The organism is Pseudocolwellia sp. G5-9, assembly GCF_055808995.1.
The window spans coordinates 1,932,354-1,953,332 of the sequence record NZ_CM147893.1; the positions used below are offsets into that span (position 1 = coordinate 1,932,354).

Annotated in this window: 14 protein-coding genes; 5 read left to right on the top strand and 9 right to left on the bottom strand. The window is 36.5% G+C overall.

Annotation, left to right across the window (positions count from 1 at the left end; genetic code table 11):
- Positions 1-309 precede the first annotated feature (309 nt).
- Positions 310-1,077, top strand: coding sequence for a sigma 54-interacting transcriptional regulator (locus tag AC0L5Q_RS08260; RefSeq protein WP_473617162.1), 768 nt, complete (start codon positions 310-312; stop codon positions 1,075-1,077).
- Positions 1,078-1,424: 347 nt separating this feature from the next.
- On the opposite strand, the gene AC0L5Q_RS08265 is transcribed toward AC0L5Q_RS08260, so the two are convergent.
- Together AC0L5Q_RS08265 and AC0L5Q_RS08270 are read right to left on the bottom strand one after the other, a co-directional pair.
- Positions 1,425-2,762: an MFS transporter gene (locus tag AC0L5Q_RS08265; protein WP_473617166.1), complete on the bottom strand. Its 1,338-nt coding sequence runs from the start codon at positions 2,760-2,762 to the stop codon at positions 1,425-1,427.
- A gap of 171 nt (positions 2,763-2,933) precedes the next feature.
- Positions 2,934-3,623: a glycerophosphodiester phosphodiesterase gene (locus AC0L5Q_RS08270; RefSeq protein WP_473617170.1), complete on the bottom strand. Its 690-nt coding sequence runs from the start codon at positions 3,621-3,623 to the stop codon at positions 2,934-2,936.
- 592 nt (positions 3,624-4,215) lie between these two features.
- Between AC0L5Q_RS08270 and AC0L5Q_RS08275 the strand changes: the two genes are divergently transcribed.
- From AC0L5Q_RS08275 to AC0L5Q_RS08285, 3 genes are all read left to right on the top strand, one after another.
- On the top strand, positions 4,216-4,353 hold the full coding sequence (locus tag AC0L5Q_RS08275; RefSeq protein WP_473617174.1) for a hypothetical protein: 138 nt from the start codon (positions 4,216-4,218) through the stop codon (positions 4,351-4,353).
- Complete coding sequence (locus AC0L5Q_RS08280) at positions 4,353-6,608, top strand: TonB-dependent receptor (RefSeq protein ID WP_473618273.1); 2,256 nt, start codon at positions 4,353-4,355, stop codon at positions 6,606-6,608. The genes AC0L5Q_RS08275 and AC0L5Q_RS08280 overlap by 1 nt, the downstream gene beginning before the upstream one ends.
- A 108-nt stretch (positions 6,609-6,716) precedes the next feature.
- Positions 6,717-8,693, top strand: coding sequence for a tetratricopeptide repeat-containing sulfotransferase family protein (locus AC0L5Q_RS08285; protein ID WP_473617178.1), 1,977 nt, complete (start codon positions 6,717-6,719; stop codon positions 8,691-8,693).
- Positions 8,694-9,214: 521 nt separating this feature from the next.
- Here the strand turns inward: AC0L5Q_RS08285 and rimO are convergent.
- Positions 9,215-10,657 carry a 30S ribosomal protein S12 methylthiotransferase RimO gene (gene rimO / locus AC0L5Q_RS08290; protein ID WP_473617182.1) on the bottom strand — a complete coding sequence of 481 codons (1,443 nt, stop codon included), beginning with the start codon at positions 10,655-10,657 and terminating at the stop codon, positions 9,215-9,217.
- A 370-nt stretch (positions 10,658-11,027) separates the two neighbouring features.
- Between rimO and AC0L5Q_RS08295 the strand changes: the two genes are divergently transcribed.
- A complete protein-coding gene (locus AC0L5Q_RS08295; RefSeq protein WP_473617185.1) occupies positions 11,028-11,618 on the top strand; it encodes a PEP-CTERM sorting domain-containing protein in 591 nt (196 codons plus the stop codon).
- Between the two features lie 154 nt (positions 11,619-11,772).
- On the opposite strand, the gene AC0L5Q_RS08300 is transcribed toward AC0L5Q_RS08295, so the two are convergent.
- The 6 genes from AC0L5Q_RS08300 to AC0L5Q_RS08325 form a co-directional block, all read right to left on the bottom strand.
- Entirely contained in the window at positions 11,773-13,254 is a 1,482-nt protein-coding gene (locus tag AC0L5Q_RS08300; protein ID WP_473617189.1) for a CotH kinase family protein, read from the bottom strand.
- Between the two features lie 317 nt (positions 13,255-13,571).
- Entirely contained in the window at positions 13,572-14,423 is an 852-nt protein-coding gene (locus tag AC0L5Q_RS08305; protein WP_473617192.1) for an SDR family oxidoreductase, read from the bottom strand.
- Positions 14,424-14,699: 276 nt separating this feature from the next.
- On the bottom strand, positions 14,700-15,086 hold the full coding sequence (gene gloA2, locus AC0L5Q_RS08310) for an SMU1112c/YaeR family gloxylase I-like metalloprotein (protein ID WP_473617195.1): 387 nt from the start codon (positions 15,084-15,086) through the stop codon (positions 14,700-14,702).
- Complete coding sequence (locus AC0L5Q_RS08315; RefSeq protein WP_473617199.1) at positions 15,079-16,134, bottom strand: sensor domain-containing diguanylate cyclase; 1,056 nt, start codon at positions 16,132-16,134, stop codon at positions 15,079-15,081. The genes gloA2 and AC0L5Q_RS08315 overlap by 8 nt, the downstream gene beginning before the upstream one ends.
- 97 nt (positions 16,135-16,231) lie before the next feature.
- Positions 16,232-19,678, bottom strand: a complete 3,447-nt coding sequence (locus AC0L5Q_RS08320; RefSeq protein WP_473617202.1) for a FimV/HubP family polar landmark protein — start codon at positions 19,676-19,678, stop codon at positions 16,232-16,234.
- A gap of 278 nt (positions 19,679-19,956) precedes the next feature.
- Entirely contained in the window at positions 19,957-20,976 is a 1,020-nt protein-coding gene (locus tag AC0L5Q_RS08325) for an aspartate-semialdehyde dehydrogenase (RefSeq protein WP_473617205.1), read from the bottom strand.
- Positions 20,977-20,979: the final 3 nt, after the last annotated feature.

A 20,979-nucleotide genomic window follows, 5' to 3' on the forward strand; every position in this document is an offset into this window, starting at 1 on the left:
GCTCTTTTGTGTTAAAAAACATATTACTATGGCTTGAGCTAGCTTTGGTTTCTATCTAACTAATCATTGATTGAAATCAATAGTTTTTCAAATTCTCTTTTTAAATAAAATTAATGCTCTTATTAATCGATAAAAATAAGGTTCAACAACTTTATTCAGCAGCTCAGTATTTTCTGTACTTCATTAATTAACTACTTAAAAAGCAACAAAGATGCCACAAGACAAAACAAAATTAAAACCTATAAAAAACAGTTTATTAACACTTACAATAAGAATATTTCAGATAAAAACCTTTCAATAGAGACATAAATGACATTAAATAAAAACATCAAAGTCATAAATGTCACAAACAAGCAGGTAATCGTGGTAAATCAAACCATTCAAGCAATAATAGAATCAATTGAAAAACCAGCGATTACCAGTAAAAAAGGCTTAGTTTGTATGGCAAATGGCGGCACCCTATTTTTAGATGAAATTGGCGATATCCCCTTAAACTTACAAGTAAAGTTATTACGATTACTGGAAACAGGATATTACCGACGAGTTGGCAGTACTGAAAAGCAAAAAGCCAATTTTAGGCTAATTTGTGCAAGCCATAAGAACATAGAAGAAATGGTAGAACAAGGAGAGTTTAGAGAAGATTTATATTATCGAATTGACGCTTTTCCTATTCACTTACCCACATTAAAAGAAAGAAAAACCGATATTCCATTACTCGCCGAACATTTATTACTAAAAAGTGAATTTCCAACTAAAAAGTTTTCACCCGAGGCATTAAACGCATTAACCCTTTATCATTACCCCGGCAATGTACGAGAGCTTAAAAACATTGTTCAACGCAGTGCTTTACTGAGTGATGATGATTTAATTACTATTGAATCATTACCACAAAAAATTATTGTCTTAAATCAAACACAAAACAGTACTACAAACCTCATCTCAAATGAAAAAAAACACATTACTGACTTGCTTAAACAATACGGTAACCAACCTAAAGTTATTGCTGAAAAATTAGAAATAAGTGTGAGAACGCTATACAGAAAGTTACAAAAGCACGAGTTAAATATAAAAAATTAATTATTAATAGAAGATAACCGTAAGCATAGGAATTCGTTCAGATTGATTTAGGAAAGTTAAGTAACACTGAGTTAATTAAGTTATATACCCGTTACCAATCAAGATACGTATTTCAGAATACTTAAGCGATATTACTTCTTCGATGGCTCTAAAAACAATTTATACCAAACACATTAATGAATTGACCTATTTTATACGACGAATAAATGGTCAAATACATAGGTTCATCGTTCCAGACTGAACCTAAGCACATACTTCCTGTAGGTGAGACATTTATTTTAATAACGAGTTGTTTTAATAATTAAATAAATCACGATGTCATTGGCCATTGCGATTAGTATTAAACCTTACACTGACTTTGCCGCTTTATATTCTGAATGCATAAAACCCCATACGGAGAGAATACCCACAGCAGAAATTAAAATTAACATATTCATAAAGCTAGACCAGCCACCGGCACTATCAGCTAATCTACCGCCAACAAAGCCAAATGTAGCACTTGCAGCAAAACCAAAAGCATCAATTAAACACACGAGTTTCGCGCTATGTGGTCCGCCATATTCAATAGAGAATATTGACATAGGTAAGTAATAAGCCGGTGATATTGAAAAAGCGAATAAGAAAATAGCCGTTAGCGCCACCAAATAATTAACTTCGTTACTAAAAGCAAACCAAGATAAATACTTCAACGTTAGTACACTCAGTAAACTAATAGTTAACGCTATGGTTAGAACGGTTCTAATGCCCTTTTTGGAGAAGCGATCATAAAACGCGATAGAAGCTAATAGCCCACCTAAAGAACCTATTGGGAATATAGTAGAAGCCATTGCAGCTTGCGAAGGTGTTAGCTTGTAGCTTTCCATCAAGTAAACCGCTACAAAATCTAAAAATGCCATCATACAAGTTAGCATCATCAACATGATCACCACTAACCAAACTCGTGGGCTTTTAGCAAAAGCGAGCATTCCACCCATCATGCTAGTGCCTTCCAGCGGATGATTGTACTTATTATCAAGGGCTTGTTTTGATGCTAAGGCTAGTTCAATTTCTTCAGGACTTGCATTAGTGTTGTCATTTTCACCTTCATTATCTTTAAAGAAATTAGGGTTTTCAGGCTTTTCTTTTAAGAAAATATAACACCCTAAAAATATAACCAAAGCAAAAACAGCAGCGATAATGGCCACTGTTCGCCAATGCATAAAGCTTAATAACCAACCAAAAAATAAAGTAGCAAGTACAACACTAAAACGCGAACTGGTTGATAAAATACTCCATACTCTTCCGTAATGATGAGGATGATACCAATCGCCTACTAACTTAGTCATACCCGGCCAGCCAGCTGATTTAGTAAGGTAAAGTAAAAAGGCAAATACTGAAAATACCATCACATTAGGTGAAAACCCAAAGGCAATAATAAATAACGCAGTAAGTAACACACCAGCTAAAAAGGTAAAACGTCCGCCAATTTTATCAGCAAGAGGTCCCCAAATAAGTTTTCCCACCAGAGCACCTAAAGTACCGTATGCGGCAAAGTCCCCTAAGTTTGTTTTTGTTAAGCCCAAAGTCTCATCAGCAAGCATAGCAGGGCTGAGAATGGTGATCATTTGTCGACAGATCATCATGGCGGCATAACCCAAATACATATAGATAAGGATGTTTAATTGTTTAGGAGGTCTACTAGACATAATTTCTCGTTGAACGCTGTAATATAGTTTCTGACGCTGCTATAAAACTCTGGTTCTGTTGGTGTGAATTAACATTAACTGTACATGCACTATGATATTCAATTGTTTACGTAAAACTGACGTATATACTCATAGCTCAATTCAATTAAATTCTTATTTTTATATTTTTACTTAAAGCCGTTCTGGAAAGTTACTAAAAACACCATCAACACCTAAAGCTTTCACTTTAGCAATGTCATCGTATTCATTAACTGTCCAAACATATACTTTCAAACCTTTTTCATGTGCATCATTTACAAAATCTTGATTAATAAAATCTAAGCTCAAATTAACAGAATCTGCTTGAAGTTGAACAGCACATTCACTATACGAAAGTGGAACACCTTCAATTAATGCTCCAATCGATATTTCAGGATAATGCTGTTTAAACTTACTTAATTCGTGATGATCAAATGAAGAAACCATAAAGTCACTTTCAGCCCAGCCTTTCGTTTTTATATATTTTTTAATAACTTGGATAGTGGCTAATGCAGTGTCTTTACCTTTTAGCTCAACGTTCACGATAACTTTCTTATCTATAACGTCTAAAACTTCCTCAAGAGTGGGTACAAGTTCACCTTTACCCGCATCAAGAACTCTTAACTCGGCAAAGGTTTTATCTTCTGTATAACCTTTACCATTTGTCGTTCTATCAACTTTATCATCGTGCATAACAATAACTTCACCTGTTTTGCACACATAAACATCTAACTCTATAGCATCTACATTTAACGCCAATGCTTTTATAAAAGACCGAATGGTATTTTCAGGCTCATGCCCCATTGCGCCACGATGGCCTATTTTTAAAACGTTTTTATCCAAAATTCAATTCTCATTATTCTTTAATAATTACTTTCAACACGAACAATAAAGTAAATAAAAGCCTTTCATTTCAATCTAAGTTTAGCATTAAGCTTCTCTATATTGGTAAATATCTTAACAACACTTCTTTCTGTATCGTAGAAAATTCGGCATTATTCCCGCAATACAACCACAAAACAAGAACTTTCACACAAACTTAATAAGCAAAGCAATAAGTTCATCGGTTTTACCACAAAGTTAGAGAACGAATAATTTTTCACAAATAAACCGCTTGAAACTGCCCCCTTATTTGCTTCATTTGTTATAATCCCCCAAACGATCATTCAAACGGTTCCTTTGAGATCGTAAAAAACAGGTTAAGTAACTACGTTTCTTCTACCTATACTCTGTATATTTTTAATATATAAGTATGTTGTTACAGAACAATTAAGGCAAAACTTAAAGACAAAGTATCTAACAGTAAATTTCGAAGCTAATGGCCATTGAAAGTTATTTTATGGTTTGCTGCTAAGGGGAAAATATCGCTGTTGAAGAAGCTCTGTCTTAAATGAGTACTTAATATTTTTAGGAACAATAAATACAAAGGATACATATGTCTCACATAAAAAGACCTACTAAAACAGTATTAACTGTAGCAGTAGCGCTTGCATTGAGTAATGGTGCAATTCAGGCTCAAGAAAATAATGTAGAAAAAAAGAAGCTGACAGTGATCGCCAACTCGAAAGAATAATTGTTACATCAACCCGCCGCTCTGAAAACCAACAAGAAGTTCCACTTGCTGTTCAAGCAATGAGCGGTCAAAAGCTCCAAGAACTTGGTATTGATAGTTTTGAAGATTACGTTGCTTTACTTCCAGGTGTTAGTTCAGAAGGTCAAGGTCCGGGTAAACAAGAAACTTATATCCGTGGTGTTTCTGCAGGACGTGCAGATGTCAGGCTTGCAGGTATCGGCGGCGAACCAAGTGTAGCTTTTTACCTTGATGAGGCCCCTATCACAACACCAGGCCGTAATATTGATTTATATGCCGTAGATCTACAACGAGTAGAAGTATTAAAAGGCCCCCAAGGTACATTATTTGGTGCTAGTTCACAGGCCGGTACTGTACGTCTTATTTCTAACAAACCAGATTTAACTGACTTCAGAGCTGGTGGCGAATTAGGTATATCGTCAACGAAGAGTGGTGGCATCAGTAATAAAACAGAAGGCTTCGTTAACATTCCTCTTGTAGAAGACGTATTTGCAATCAGACTTGCGGGTTATAGCTCAACTGATGCCGGTTTTATTGATAACCAGCTTGCAACCACTAAGATACCACTAACAAACCCAGGCTTAGGTGGAACCGTTCCTTCATCTCGATTAGAAGTAACTAACGGCATATATGCAAAAGACGATTACAACGAAGCAACCTACAGTGGCATGAGAGCCAGTGCGTTATGGCAAATCAACAACGAATGGGATTTGTTAGTACAACATACAAGCCAGCAACTTGATATTGAAGGTTCTTTTGAATATGACCCATCAATCAGTACAGATGATGACTTAAACGTAACGACCTTTTCACCTGTTGAAGGTGACGATGAAGTTAACCTAACACAATGGACTGTGAATGGTATGCTTGGTGATCTTGAAGTGATCTACAACGGTTCATATACTGACCGTACCTATCAAGGTAATACTGATTACACAGCTTACATCGAAGTAGGCCCTTACGTACCTTATTATACTTGTGCCTCTGGTTACGATGAATGTTTTAGCCCAGTAATGACCACATCAGAGCAATTTGAAACTAAACGTTCTGTTCATGAGATCCGTGTTTCTACTAATGCTGAAGATCGTTTAAGAGCTATTGGTGGGGTTTTCTATGATGATCAACAACTTAACAGCTTAACTGATTTTAACTATGCCGGTTCTGTTCAAGCAGGTTTTTCACCAAACTTTCCTATACCAGGTGCCTTTACTAATACAGACGGCAGTGCTCGCCCTGCAGGTGTAACTTATTTCAATGATTACCAATCAGATCGTGAAGAAGTCTCCGTATTTGGTGAAATAGCTTACGACGTGACTGACGATGTAACGGTAACTCTCGGCGCTAGACATTATGAAATTGAAATAGGACTTAAAGGCCAATCTCCTTTCGGACAAAAAGCAGCGGGACCAGAAGCTGATGCAGGAACCAATGTAGATAAAAACCTTGCCGGCAAAACGCCAGCAACGTTATCAGGAACCATTTACAAAGGTAATATCCGTTGGAAAATGGATGAGAATACAATGTTCTATGCAACCTACTCTGAAGGCTTCCGAGGTGGTGGATTCAACCGTACGTTTGGCACTGGAGACATTCCTGCGACTTTTGATACTGATGATGTAGTGAGTATAGAATTAGGTTGGAAAACAACTTGGTTAGACAATACTTTACGTTTTAACGGTGCAATATATAATGCTGACTTCACTGATCTTCAACAAGGTGTTCTTGATCTAAGTATAGCTAAAAGCTCATTTTTTGATAATGTTGGCTCAGCCGAAATTAACGGCCTTGAATTTGAACTAAATTGGACCGCTAACGACTACTTAGATCTATTCGGTTCATTCAGTTATATTGATTCTGAATTAACAGATATACCAGATACGCTTATTAATATTGCTCCTGTAGGTTCAAATCTACCTTACGCTCCTGAAACGGAAGGTGTAATTGGCGCTCGTATCTACCAAGAAGCCGATGATTTTTCTGTTGTTTATCAAGCTGTTTTCAAATGGACAGATTCACGCTTCAACAGTTTAGTTGCTGATGACCGTGTTGAGTTACCATCTTATAATCAACTTAACTTATCAGCGAGTATAAGCAAAGACGACTGGAGAGCAACTTTCTTCATCGATAATGCGACAGACTCGTTAGGTCAAGTAGCTGCTGGTTCTGCGGATAACGTGTTCAGAGTCTCTCCAACTAGACCACGTACTATTGGTTTTAGAGTAAGTTACGACTATTAACATTTAAAAATTATGTAAGGTTGGCGTGTAAAATCGCCAACCTTTTTTAATTTTTGCTTATATAAAACATTCAACACACAATACACCTGATATTCACTGGACATTACTTTGCCTGAACAATTAAATACTCAACAACCTGAACAGATTATTAAAAAGTCTCAGCAATTGATCCAAAAAGGTCAACTTAATGAAGCCGCTGAAAATCTTAATAATATGCTTAATGAACATCCAGAACATATTGAAGGTATTTATTGTCTTGCGGTGTGTCAGCGCAAACAAAAAAAATATAACGAATCTATGGATAACCTTAACCAAGTACTGGTCAAAGTTCCCGAGCATGCAAGAGCGTATCAAGAACAAGGTTATATTTATAAAGCCTTAGGCGAAACCTCAAAAGCTATTGCTGTTTTTGATAAAGCCGTCACTTTAAACCCTGCCTTATTTGGAAGTTGGCGTGTGTTGGCTAATGAGCCTAGTTATTCAAAAAAGCTTGAAGCTAAAAAACATTTTGATTGGCTATCTAGCTTACCGCCTGAATTAGTTTCTGTTTCAAGCTTAATTTATCAAAAACATTTACACAAAGCTGAATGGCTATGCCGTCACTTTTTAAAAGATAACCCGCATCACCCCGAAGCAATGCGCTTATTAGCGGAGTTAGGTTCAAAATTCCAAGTGTTTGACGATGCTGAATTCTTATTAGCAAGCTGTCTTGAGTTTGAACCAAAATATCACAGAGCACGTTTAGACTATGTTAATGTTTTGCATAAACGTCAAAAGTTTAATAAAGCATTAGAACAAGCAAAAATCCTTTTAGCGGCAGATCCTAATAATTCGAATTTCAAAATAGCATTAGGTAATGCCCAACAAGCAACAGGCGATTTTGCTGCGGCTATAGATACTTTTGAAACAGTTTTACAAAGTAATCCAAACAATCACTCCATTCACTTAACACTAGGGCATGCCCTTAAAACTATGGGCCGAGTTGAAGATGCTATCACTGTTTATCGAAATGCCTATACTAGCAAGCCTGATTTTGGCGATGCATTTTGGAGTTTAGCTAACCTAAAAACTTACCGATTTACTGAAGAAGAACGCCAACAAATGCGAGAACAAGAGGCAAGTTCTGAAATTTCAGTAAATGATAGAGTTCACTTTTGTTTCGCTATAGGAAAAGACCTAGAAGACAGAAAAGAATTCGATGAAGCGTTCACTTTTTATCATAGAGGCAACAAGCTAAAAAATGAGCTAGACAAATTTGATAGCAAAAGTCTTGATACCTTATTTGATATTCAAAAAAGCGACTTCGATGCAGACTTTTTTGAACGTAATAAAGAAGCTGGTTGCCAAGCGCCAGATCCTATATTTATTGTTGGGCTACCACGTGCAGGCTCAACCTTATTAGAACAAATTCTCTCGTCACACTCACAAGTAGATGGCACTATGGAATTAGCCAATATCATAGGTTTAGCTCATCGTTTAGGTGGACGAAAGTTAAAACAAGAAATACCTAAATACCCAGGTATTCTTAAAAAAATATCAGCTGAAGACATCAAAAAAATGGGTGACCTTTATATTGAAGAAACTCAACATCATCGCCAAGGTGGAATGTTTTTTATTGATAAAATGCCAAACAACTTTCGGCATATCGCCCTAATACATTTAATTTTACCTAACGCCAAAATTATAGACGCAAGACGCCATCCAATGTCTTGTTGCTTTAGTGGTTTCAAACAGTTATTTGGTGAAGGACAACAGTTCTCTTATGATCTTGAAGATATTGGACATTATTACCAAAGTTATGTCGATATTATGGAGCATTGGGACAAAGAGTTACCCGGTAAAATATTACGTGTTCAGTACGAAGATGTAGTTGCCGATTTAGAAACTCAAGTACGTCGTATACTCGATTATTGTGGATTGCCTTTTGAGCAAGCTTGTATCGATTTTCATACCAACAAACGTGCCGTACGTACACCAAGCTCTGAGCAAGTTCGACAACCTATTTATCAAAGTGGTTTAGAGCAATGGCGCAATTATGAAGCACATCTTGGACCTTTGAAAAAAGCACTTAAACAAGCAGACTAACTCTCATACATTTACCTGAAATTCGGTTAGAGTAAATTAATAACCTTGCCATCAAAAAAACTTAAAAAGTAAACTTTAACCAAAAAGCTTCACATACAAAAAGCCTAACTAAATGGAGCATGTTCATCGTTAGGCTTTTATTTATATATTCGTTTTCTTATATACCCGTTATCATTCAAGATACAGGTTTCAGTGGGAACTAAAAACAATTTAGGCACAGATTTCACGTTCCAAACGAAATCTAAGGTCTACATCCATGTATGCAAGGCATTAAGTTTACGTCATGGTTATTCTCGGTAACTGCTCCTGCGTTACCCTAATATCCTAAATCCGTGTAGGAACCTGACTAAAATTAATAAGCCCCATAAATTGTTTTTAGACCCATCGAAGAAGCGTTTGAGCAAAATCACTTCATCAACAATGCTTTTTATAAGGGAACGACCATTATTACAAAGCATTGCCTTGAATTGATATCGCTCAAGTGCTCTGAAATAGCCTCTTGATTGGTAACGGGTATAAAACTAATCTTCTACGCGAACACCCCAAACATCATGTTCATCCGCATGAATAATTTGGACCCAAATAAGGTCGCCCGGCTCGGCATCGTAATCGTCAGACAAAAAGACTTTACCGTCTATTTCAGGTGCATCCATGTATGAACGACCGACAATACCTAAGCTGTCTATTTCATCAACAAGAATAAGGTATTCTTGACCAATACGCGCTTGTAATTTTGCAGAGCTTATTCTGGCTTGTACTTCCATAAAGCGTTGTAAGCGTTCTTCCATCACGTCGTCAGAAACATGATCAGGTAACGCGTTTGCCGTAGCGCCTTCAACTGGCGAGTATTTAAAACAACCCACTCGGTCTAGCTGGGCTTCTTCTAAAAAGTCTAACAACTCTTCAAACTCTTCTTCAGTTTCACCCGGAAAACCAACAATAAAAGTTGAACGAATCACTAATTCAGGACAAATTTCACGCCACTTTTTAATACGCTCTAATACACGGTCAGAGCTACCAGGACGCTTCATTAATTTAAGAATACGTTTGTTAGCGTGTTGAAATGGAATATCTAAATAAGGCAGTATTTTACCTTCAGCCATTAATGGAATGATTTTATCTACATGCGGATAAGGATAAACATAATGTAAGCGGATCCAAACGCCCTGCTTCGCTAGCTCTTCACACAATTGTTGCATGTGAGTTTTAACGGGCATGCCATCCCAAAAATCTGTTTTATGCTTAACATCAACACCGTAAGCAGAAGTATCTTGCGAAATAACTAATAACTCTTTAACGCCAGCATTCACTAAACGTTTTGCTTCACCTAATACATCACCCACTGGACGCGAGTCTAAATCACCACGCATCGACGGAATAATACAGAAAGTACAACGGTGGTTACAGCCTTCCGATATTTTTAAATACGCGTAATGCTTAGGCGTTAACTTAACACCTTGAGGCGGCACTAAATCGATAAAGGGATTATGAACAGGCTTAGCAACATGTTGATGAACTTGTGTTAACACTTCGTCGTAAGCATGCGGACCAGTAACACCTAAAACATTAGGATGTAACTCAATAATTTCGTCTTTTTTCGCACCTAAACAACCGGTAACTAACACTTTGCCGTTTTCAGCAAGCGCTTCGCCAATGGTATCAAGCGACTCTTGCACCGCTGAATCAATAAAACCACAGGTATTTACAATCACCATTTCAGCATCAGCGTAAGAGTTAACCACATCGTAACCCTCAGTACGAAGCTGAGTAAGTATACGCTCGCTATCGACTAAGTTTTTAGGGCAACCTAAACTCACAAAACCAATTTTAGCGGCTTTAGCTGGCTGTTGAGCGTTAGCTTGTTCTTCAATCATTTTAGATGGAATGTTTAACGTAGTGGTTTGGCTTTCAGCCGAGTTACTACTTTTTTTAGATGCTTGCGGGTCGAATTGTTCTACGGTCATATTGTGCTCTGTTGCTTTAACTGGCTTTGAACCAATCGGTTAAAGCGTTATAAATAGGTGTTAACAGCCTAAATTAAGGTTTTAAAAAGGCTGTTGTTTAATGCGTGGGATTATACAGCAATGTTTTGTTGGGTGGTAACAATTGCAAATGTTAATAAAAGCAGAATAAAAAGTTAACAGAGGTTTTTCGAACTAATTAAATGTCTATTTCTTTTACAATCTATATTTATTTAAAACACAAAATAAAAAACAACTTATTGATTTTAAATGATTTTTAAAATCCGGCATGTTAAATGCTTAGATTTGTATACAATATAAAAAATCTAATATACATTATTAATTCAATAGAGTTTTAAATGAAGGAAATACTATGTACATAAAATACTTAAAAGCAGCTTTTGCAGGATTAATCTTATCTGTAAGTGGAATTGCAAATGCAAGCATTATAACTTATACAGACTCTCAAACCTTTAGTGGCAATTTGAATTTTCCAAATGTAATTACATTCAATTTTGCAACGCCTACTTTTGCACCTGTAACAGGGGCTACGTTAATAACGACCTCTATGGGCGATTGGTCATACGAAGGAGTTGCAGGAGCATTGAGTTCTTCAGAATCTCTGAGTGTTTCATTAGATGGAAACCTTATATCAAATGACCTTTTCCATTTAAATGCTAATCTTGACGCGTTAAGTCCCACAAAGAACGATAATTCACAAGCTATATTTCAAACCATATTTATACCTCAAGTGTTATTATCTTCCCTTGTCATTGATGGTACATTATCTTTAGTTTATACACCAAGAACAGAGGTGAATGTATCTAGCTCTTCAAGCTTTCTAACTGCTCAGATATCTTATGACTATACCGATGATGTAGCTTCTGTCCCTGAACCTTCTACTCTTGCTATATTCGCATTAGGCATTATGGGTTTAGCATCACGTAAGTTTAAAAAATCATAATCTGATTTCCTAGTATACGAAGCACCATTTATTGGTGCTTTTTTATTGCCTGAAATTCTCTAAACTCTTAAGTGAAGAAAAGCTCAACCGCAAGCGATTGAGCTTTTATTAAATCGTGATTTTATTTAGACATTTTACCCAACGTTAATAGGTATTATTGACTATTCAAATATGTTTCAACCGCTTCTGCTCGACTTTCTGCATGTTCGTTAAGTTGTTCAATCGCTTGATAAAAGTTATTACTACTGTTCAAAAATGAGAATCCTGAAAGTTCTGTAGTCGCATAAGGCTCTACTAATGAGGAGTAATCGCTATATATGCCTTGAATACTATTGGTTTCGAAGGCATCGCCAATAACGTATTGCAGGTAATTGTTGTAGCGTGCTTTATAAGTTTCATCAGCATACAGTTTTGCAATTAACGGCCAACTACTTGATTCAAGGTTAGAGAAATCAAGCGCTAATGAGCCCCCCATTTTTCCGTCTTGTAATGCTTCATTGTTATCCCATGGGATCCATGTAAGTTTTGATGTTTCAGGGTTGTTGTAAAGATAATAGTTATGTGGCATTCGACCATAGGTATCCCAATTTTGAATAATACCCGTTACGGCTAAGTATTTTAAAAACCCATCAACATCAAATACTGCTTCTAAATTAGTTCGCCAAGTTGCTGGATCACTTAATCGTGTTTCATCATGCAGAGCATCAAATAATGCAATAATATCTGACCAGTCTTCGTCATCTTCATTGGTTTTCTTTTCAAAGTTCTCTGTATTAAAGCTACCTTCAACAAAGTTTGCTCCGCCGTCTTCTGGCTTATATAAGTTACCATCATCATTAACAAATTGGGTTTCAAGAACTGTGCTGTCTATTTCTTCAACAAGGGTATATAAACCGAAGTATTCTGGACCATTACCATGGTCAATATATAAAGCGTAAAAGGCGGTATTAGACACGGCTATGCCTGCACGTTTATAAACATCTGCGGCAACTTTTTCACGTAATAGCGATTGATCGTCGTAGTTGTTTTTCAAACTAAATTTTTTAAAACCGTAAAATCGTTGATTGTCTATTTGCGGGTAATCATCTTCAAATTCGTCAAAGTCTAATTTGAATGACAGCTTAAGTATGCCTTGTTGCCAGCTGGTTTGTAATGATGAGTTTCCTTTGAAGCGAATACCTACTCGGTACCATTGCTTATCGTTATAATATACATCTGAAGGAACAAAAATAGGATCTTCATCTTGATCGCTTAATCCGCCAGCGGGGCTTGCTGTACGTTGACCAAATTCACCATACAAGTCTGTCATGTTATCTAACATACTTTGCCAGCGCTCTGGTGTTACCACGAAATCGAAACGTTTAACTTGTGTGTTATCGAATACCTCATCAAAATCTGGATCTGCACTTTTGCTATGAGTAGCATCGGTCCAGTCGGTTGTTTCAAAATCTGTATCTGTAATTTCATTTGAATCATTATCAGAAGGTTCTTCTATAACAATTTCTTCTTCAACTATCTCAGTTTCAGTATTATCACTGCCGCAACCCGATATGATGAAAAATAAGCTTAAGGTAGTTAATAGAAGAAGCTGCTTTAACTTCTGACTTTTGTTATTACTCGATATATGGCTAAACATATAAAAATCCTTACATTATTTTATGTTGCTTTAATTGATAAAATTCTATCGAAATAATGTGCAACAACTGTGTAAGGAATGAGGAAGTTTATTAGATAAGTGTATTTTAGGTGCTTTTATCTAAGTGGTTAATTGTGATTAACTTTTACTATTAACATATTTAGCTTAAAACAAGGAGGGTTTGATGATGCTAAATTTCCGTAGTTATTCCCTTGTAAAAATAATGCTCTACTAAGTAAAACTTAGTGATGAAGTCGCGTTTCATAACAAAACACGACTACTATCCATTCGAATAAATTTGCTTGACACTTTTTAGCTTATATTCCTGATTTTATATTGGCAAAGTACTCATTCCAACTTTGATGTTCTCTACCTGCGGCTTGTTTAAAATGACTCAAATTATTAGCTTTACCCTCACGAATACCCTCATAGATACCTGCAATCACTGTACCCATAAATTCACCTAACTCGCTAATACGTTCCTTACGATACTCTTCTACAGTCATAGACTTAAAGACTAGATCAGTACCAAAAGCAGTATTCATATACTCAGCAAGTTGAGACTGTGTTATCGCTTCGCCGTGCAAGTTGTAAACTTGTCCGTTATGCCGATCTTCAGTCAACATACGGGCATATGCATAAGCTAATTCAGCACGATTTGTGTAACCACATTTACCATTGTCGGCACAATTAAAAATACCTCCAGATTTTTTATAGTTTTCAATATATTCAATATCAGGTTCTATATAAATCCCATTGCGGCCAATAACCCACTCTAGCCCACTTTCTTGTATATCTTTTTCGGTTTGCCTGTTGCTTTGAATAACAGGAGAAAAAGCAGTACCTTCTTCGGCACCTTGTACGCTTGTATAAACAATTTTTTTTACTCCTGCATTTTTAGCAGCCTGAATAACATTGCGGTGTTGTTGAATACGTTTGTCTGGTGCGTCTATGCCAGACACTACTAATAGGGTATCAATCATTTGTAAAGACTGTTCTAATTCATCTGCATTATTGTAATCGCCTGGGCGAATTTCAATACCTAAATGTTCAGCCTTTTCAGGAGTACGCGCAAGGCCAATGACATTATCTTTTGAGATCAAAGCAATACAAGCTTTAATAATTGCAGCTCCGAGTTGTCCACTGGCAGCAGTAACAGCTATCTTCATATTATTAGTCCTTTTGGTTATAAGCTAAACTAACCAGTATTAGCTTTTAAGTGGTGAATTTTCATACCAATATAAATAATCAATTGATCATTTAGACTCGTTTAAAATAGGTCAATTCATTAATGCATTTGGTATAACCTAGATTACATAAAACAATACTAAAATTACCATTATGAATATAGGTTAATATTGCCAATAAAATGGTACAAAGCGAACGGAATGAATAGAGTCTGCTGCTCTTTCTAGCATGACTTTTGTTTAAGTTAACGATTGGAGTTATAAGTCTGCGTATAACTCTAAGGGTAGTCCGTCTGGATCAGAAAAAAAGGTGTATTTTCTGTTAGTGTATTCATCTATACGAATGGGCTCTACAGGTATGTTTTTTGATATGAGGTGAGCTGATGTTGCTTCAACCGAGTCAACACAAAAAGCAAGGTGTCTTAAACCTAAAGCTTCAGGAAAGCTTGGTCGTGCAGGTGAATTGGGAAACGAAAACAACTCAATTTGTCCTCCGTTTGGCAATTTTAAATCAAGCTTAAATGAATCTCGGGCTGCACGATAGTTTTCTGCAATAATTTCTAAACCTAATATTTTGGTATAAAAATGTTTAGATTTCTCGTAGTTAGAACAAATAATCGCTGCATGGTGAATTGATTTAAGCACTTGTATTTCCTAGCTGTTCACCTTTGATTTCAATTTCAACTTTATTTCGACCTAAGTCTTTGGCCCTATAAAGGGCTTTATCTACTCGATGAAATAAACTTTCAATGGTATCGCCTTTACCATATTCAGTTACCCCAAAACTGCAGGTAATAAATAAGTCAGGCTCAATTTCATACTGACTGATCAACATGCGCAATTTTTCGCTCACCATAATGGCATGTTTAAGTGCTCGACAAGGAAGAATGAGCACAAACTCTTCTCCACCCCAGCGTGCAAAAAAATCTATGCCTCGAATATTATCAGATACAAGTTGAGTCATTTTCCTTAAAACATTATCACCTGCTTTATGGCCTAAGGTGTCGTTAACACGTTTAAAAAAGTCGATATCAAAAATAACTAATGCCAGTGGATGGCTATAACGGTCAGCACGTGATATTTCTTTTTTGAGGTCTGCTTCAAATTTCTTACGATTGGCGATGCCTGTTAAAGGATCTGTATTTGAAATACGCTCTACTTCAATCATTTTTTCTTTGAGTTCTTTATTCGCTTTTTCAAGCTCTTCTGCTTTTATTCTGATGATGTTTTCTAAGGTTACATTGCCTGCTTTCAAGAGTTGATTTTTCTTAAAAAGTTCTTCCTGAGCTATTTTTTGTTCGTTAATATCTTGGTGCGCACCAATCATCCGCGCAATAGTTCCGTCTTGATTATACACAATGACTTTTGCTCTATCAGCTATCCATAAATAGCTACCATTAGATTTTTTACAACGATACTCTATTGAATATTGATTGATTTTTCCTGTTGTGACTAATTCAAAGGTAGCCATTACACTTTCATAATCATCAGGATGAATGATGTTTTCCCACGTAAAAACATCTTTATTTAAAATACCAACTTCGTAGCCAAGCATTCGAAACCAGCTAGGGCTTCGTTCAACGTGTCCGGTATTTCGATTCCAATCCCATGTTCCTTCGACGATTATGTCTAAGATGTTATTTAATGTGTTATCTGCATCTTCCGTGACTTGATGTTCATAAGTTTTTATCATAGATGAGATTTTTAAACTTTAAAGATATAAATACAGCATACTATAAAATGATCACCTAAACCGATTCATATGAGCAAATATTTTAACTTCTTATATTTTACATTAAGTTATCAAGTAGTTGTTGGGCGTCTAGCTGTTGTTGTGGATCACCATTGGCCACTACATCTAATAAAATAACTTCAGCATTTTCTTTGTCGTCTATTTCGATATAAACCTTGGCTAGATCTAATTTGGCTTCCATTCCGCTGTCATCATCCCCATCATCTAAATTTAAGTCACCACTAAATTCAGGGAATTCATTTAAACCAACATCAATATTAGTTTTATCGTATGGTTCTTCTAAACTATTACCTTCAAAACTGTCTGATAATAATGAATCTACAGAAATAAAATCTTCTTTCGATGTATTGGTAGACTCATTAAATGCCTGATCAATTAAGTCGTCTCCAATGTCTAATTCCATATCAAAGTCATCACTTAATTCAAACTCTTCAACTTCTCTTGACGCATTTTCTTCTTCTATATTTGACAATAACTCATCAAAATCTAGATTATCTAATTCTTGTATATCTTCTAATTCGTTAGCTTCTGTTGTGGTTACTTTTTCTGTTTCATCATCAGCTAATAGATCGGCTAATACATTACTGTCACTAAAATCCGGCGATAACTCTATTGGCTCATTTGATTCAAAATCATCACTTTCGTTTAATAAATTACTTAACGCAGCTTCATCAAAGTCGCTTTCCATTGCTTTTAATGTTTCTTCATCAATCGCACTTGATGTATCTTCTACTTCTTCAACCTCACTAATTTCATTATTAGATGGCTGAGGGCTTAGCTCATCAATTAAGCTATCAATATCAAGTTCGTCACCAATATCAAGCTCATCATCAAGACCTAATTCATCATTAGTATCAAGTTCGTCACTTTGTTCTTTTTCAGCGTCTGCAATTAATTGGTCTATATCTAATTCATCACTTAAATCATCTGAGCTATCATCTTGCTCTACTACCAAAGCCTCATTTTCAGGTGTATCTTCTTGCGAATGAATATCACTAAAATCAAAGTTTAAGAAAGGTGCAGCACTTTCTTGTGTAAAGTTGTTAATTAAGGCTTTATTATCTGCTTCAGGGTTTGAGTCTGTATCTAAAGACTCTTGTTCTGAAATATCTTTAAGTATTTCATCAACTTCTGAATCTGAATTTAAAAGTTCATCTATGTCATCTGAACTTGATATTTCAATATTTTCTTCTTCAGATAAACTTTCTAAAAATGAATCCAAATCATCTGAATCCTTTAATTCTTCTGACGAACTCGATTGAGATATTTCCTCATCTTCATCTGAAATAGACGCCATTAGCGCGTCTATGTCGTCTGGATCGGTTAAATCGCCCGACATATCTTCTTCTGATTCTGGTGTTGCTTCTGGTTCAGGGCTTGGTTCAAGTGCAGAAACTGACGCCATTAATGCGTCTATGTCGTCTGGATCGGTTAAGTCGCCCGACATATCTTCTTCTGATTCTGGTGTTGCTTCTGGTTTAGGGCTTGGCTCAGATTCAGGTTCAGGTTCAGGCGCAGAAACTGACGCCATTAGTGCGTCTATATCGTCTGGATCGGTCAAGTCGCCCGACATATCTTCTTCTGGCTCAGCTGAAGCTTCTGTTTCAGGACTTGGTTCAGGTTCAGGTGCAGAAACTGACGCCATTAATGCATCTATGTCGTCTGGATCGGTTAAGTCGCCCGACATATCTTCTTCTGGCTCTGGTGTTGCTTCTGGTTCAGGGCTTGACTCTGGCGCAGAAACTGACGCCATTAATGCGTCTATGTCGTCTGGATCTGTTAAATCGCCCGACATGTCTTCTTCTGGCTCTGGTGCTGCTGGCTCAGGGCTTGGCTCTGGCTCTGAAACTGACGCCATTAATGCGTCTATGTCGTCTGGATCAGTTAGGTCGCCCGACATATCTTCTTCTGGCTCTGGTGTTGCTTCTGGTTCAGGGCTTGACTCTGGCGCAGAAACTGACGCCATTAATGCGTCTATGTCGTCTGGATCTGTTAAATCGCCCGACATATCTTCTTCTGACTCTGGTGCTGCTGGCTCAGGGCTTGGATCTGGCTCTGAAACTGACGCCATTAGCCCATCTATGTCGTCTGGATCAGTTAGGTCGCCCGACATATCTTCTTCTGGCTCTGGTGCTGCTTCTGGTTCAGGTTCTGGACTAACAGAGAAATCTTCTAGTTCATCAGTCCCCCCCAGTAGATCATCAATACTATCTTCCTCAGGTTCATCTTCTTTGGAAGACTCTAGAGGATCGTCATCATCAAAACCCGCTAATAAAGCATCTAAATCGTCTTGCCCTAATTCGCCGCCTTCAAGCACTTCTCCAGCTAACGAGATATCTTCTAAGTCATCTATTTCATCATCTAAATGTATTACATCATCGTTAGATAAATCATCAGAAAACAAGTCATCATCACCATCTTCAGCTAAATCGATAGCAAGCTCATCATCTAAAGATAATTCGTCATCTAATGAAAGCTCATCATCCAACGTTAGCTCATCTTCAACTTTTTCCTCAACTGGAGGTTTTTCTTCAGTTTTAACTTCAGCTGGCGGCTCTACTTCTTTGGCAATAACTTTTTCTTCTTCAGGCTCATCTTTTGATTTTCTTTTAAGTAGAAACCAAATAATGCTCCCAACGAGTAAGCCCATGAATATGGCAGAAAGAGTAATATAAAACCAAGCGCTTGCTAAAATTTTTGATATTAAGGTATTATTTTTTTCTTTATTTTCTTGCTCAAGACGTAAGGCTTTTTCTTCTGCAGCATTGGCTTTGTCTATTAAGGCTTGTTGCAAAGCTAACATGTCATCCATTTGAAGCTTAATTTCTTTACTTTTAGCAACTTCATCTTGCATAACATCTAGTTGCTCATTAAATGAAGAAAGTTTATTTCTTAATCCTTCGTTTTCTTTAAGTAAGGCTTGTAAACCGTCAATAGAGTCAAGAACATCTTGTTGAATGGTTGATAAACGTTGAGTTTGATCGTTTCCGAAGGTTTGCAGCTGTTCGTTTATTTCTACTTTAGCAGCATCTAAATCTTTCTTTTTAACTGATAATTCTTCTGGTTTAATAACTTTTTTAGGTTTCGATTTAACAACTTTCTTTTCCCAGTTTTTATCATCATTACTAGATTTTTTTTGAGCGGCTTCTTTATCTACTGATCGCATTTCATCAATAGAAGGAATTTTTAGATAAGCACCTGTAACGAGGTGATTGAAATTATTGTCAACAAACGCTTGGGGGTTGCGCATGTATAAAGACTGCATCACTTGATAAACAGATAAACTGTTTTCAGGCCTTACTTTTAAAGCTATGTTCCATAAAGTATCTTGCGCAGTAATAGGACCATATTGCTCATATCGAAAAACATCTGACGATTTTGGCCCTTTAATACGTATACCTGCTTCTTCAGCCGCAACTGTAGAAGCAGTGAAAACAGTAAACATAATAATCTGCCACAGGCACAGACGTAAAAATTGTTGCATTACAACATTCCTATTTATTATTAATGGAGCCAATAACTTGTCACATAAAGATCAGATAAAACAAAGCAAAGTTTATTCCAACTCATTACATAATACTAGGGGCTGCTCTTTAACTGCCCAGAAATTGCTATAGGGGTATCTAATTTTATCTTTACTATATCGGTAATTTCTTGTTTTTCTATAGTTTTATTTAAGAAATGTAGCATTATTCTCATAAAAAAACCCACTATTAGAAGCTAATAATGGGTTTAAGGTATATCCGATGATAAATTATTAAATTAAGATAAGTGATCTTTTATTAATAGTTCGGCAATTTGAATACTGTTTGTTGCAGCACCTTTACGCGTATTGTCGGCAACAATCCACATGTTTATGCCGCAGTTGTGGCTAATATCTTCACGTACACGACCAACAAATGTAGCATCTTTACCGCTAGCTTCGCCAATTTGAGTTGGGAAGTCTTCATCGTTACGACAAAGTACAACACCTTCAGCTTTTTCTAATAAGTCTTTAACTTCTTCAGCTGAAATAGGTGAGTTAGTTTCAATATGAAGCGCTTCACCATGCCCAAAAAACACTGGAACACGAACAGCAGTAGGATTAACTAGAATATTGTCGTCGCCGAAAATTTTCTTAGTTTCCCAAACCATTTTCATTTCTTCTTTGGTGTAGCCATTTTCTAAAAACACGTCAATTTGTGGAATAACGTTAAACGCTATTTGACGAGAGAAGTTTTTAGACTCAACAGGCTTACCACTTAACAAATCAGCTGTTTGTTTAGCTAACTCGTCCATTGATTCTTTACCGCCACCTGATACAGATTGGTATGTACACACGTTAATACGTGAGATACCCACTGCGTCTTGAATGGGTTTTAATGCAACTAACATTTGAATAGTTGAACAGTTAGGATTAGCAATAATATTACGGTTACGGTATTCACCTAATGCTTGAGGGTTAACTTCAGGCACAATTAGTGGAATATCGTCTTCGTAACGAAACTCTGATGTGTTATCGATTACAATACAACCTGCTTCGCCAGCGATTGGTGCAAATTTAGCTGAGGTAGCGCCACCTGCTGAAAAGAAACCAATTTGTGCTTGGCTAAAGTCAAAGTTATCTGCATTTAAAACTTCAATACTTTCACCTTTAAATTCAATAAATTCACCAGCAGAGCGTGCACTTGCTAATGGGTATAATTTATTAATTGGAAAGTCTCGTTGTTCAAGAATTTCAATAATGGTTTTGCCTACTAAGCCTGTTGCGCCAAGTACGCAAACATCAAATTTCTGTGCCATGGT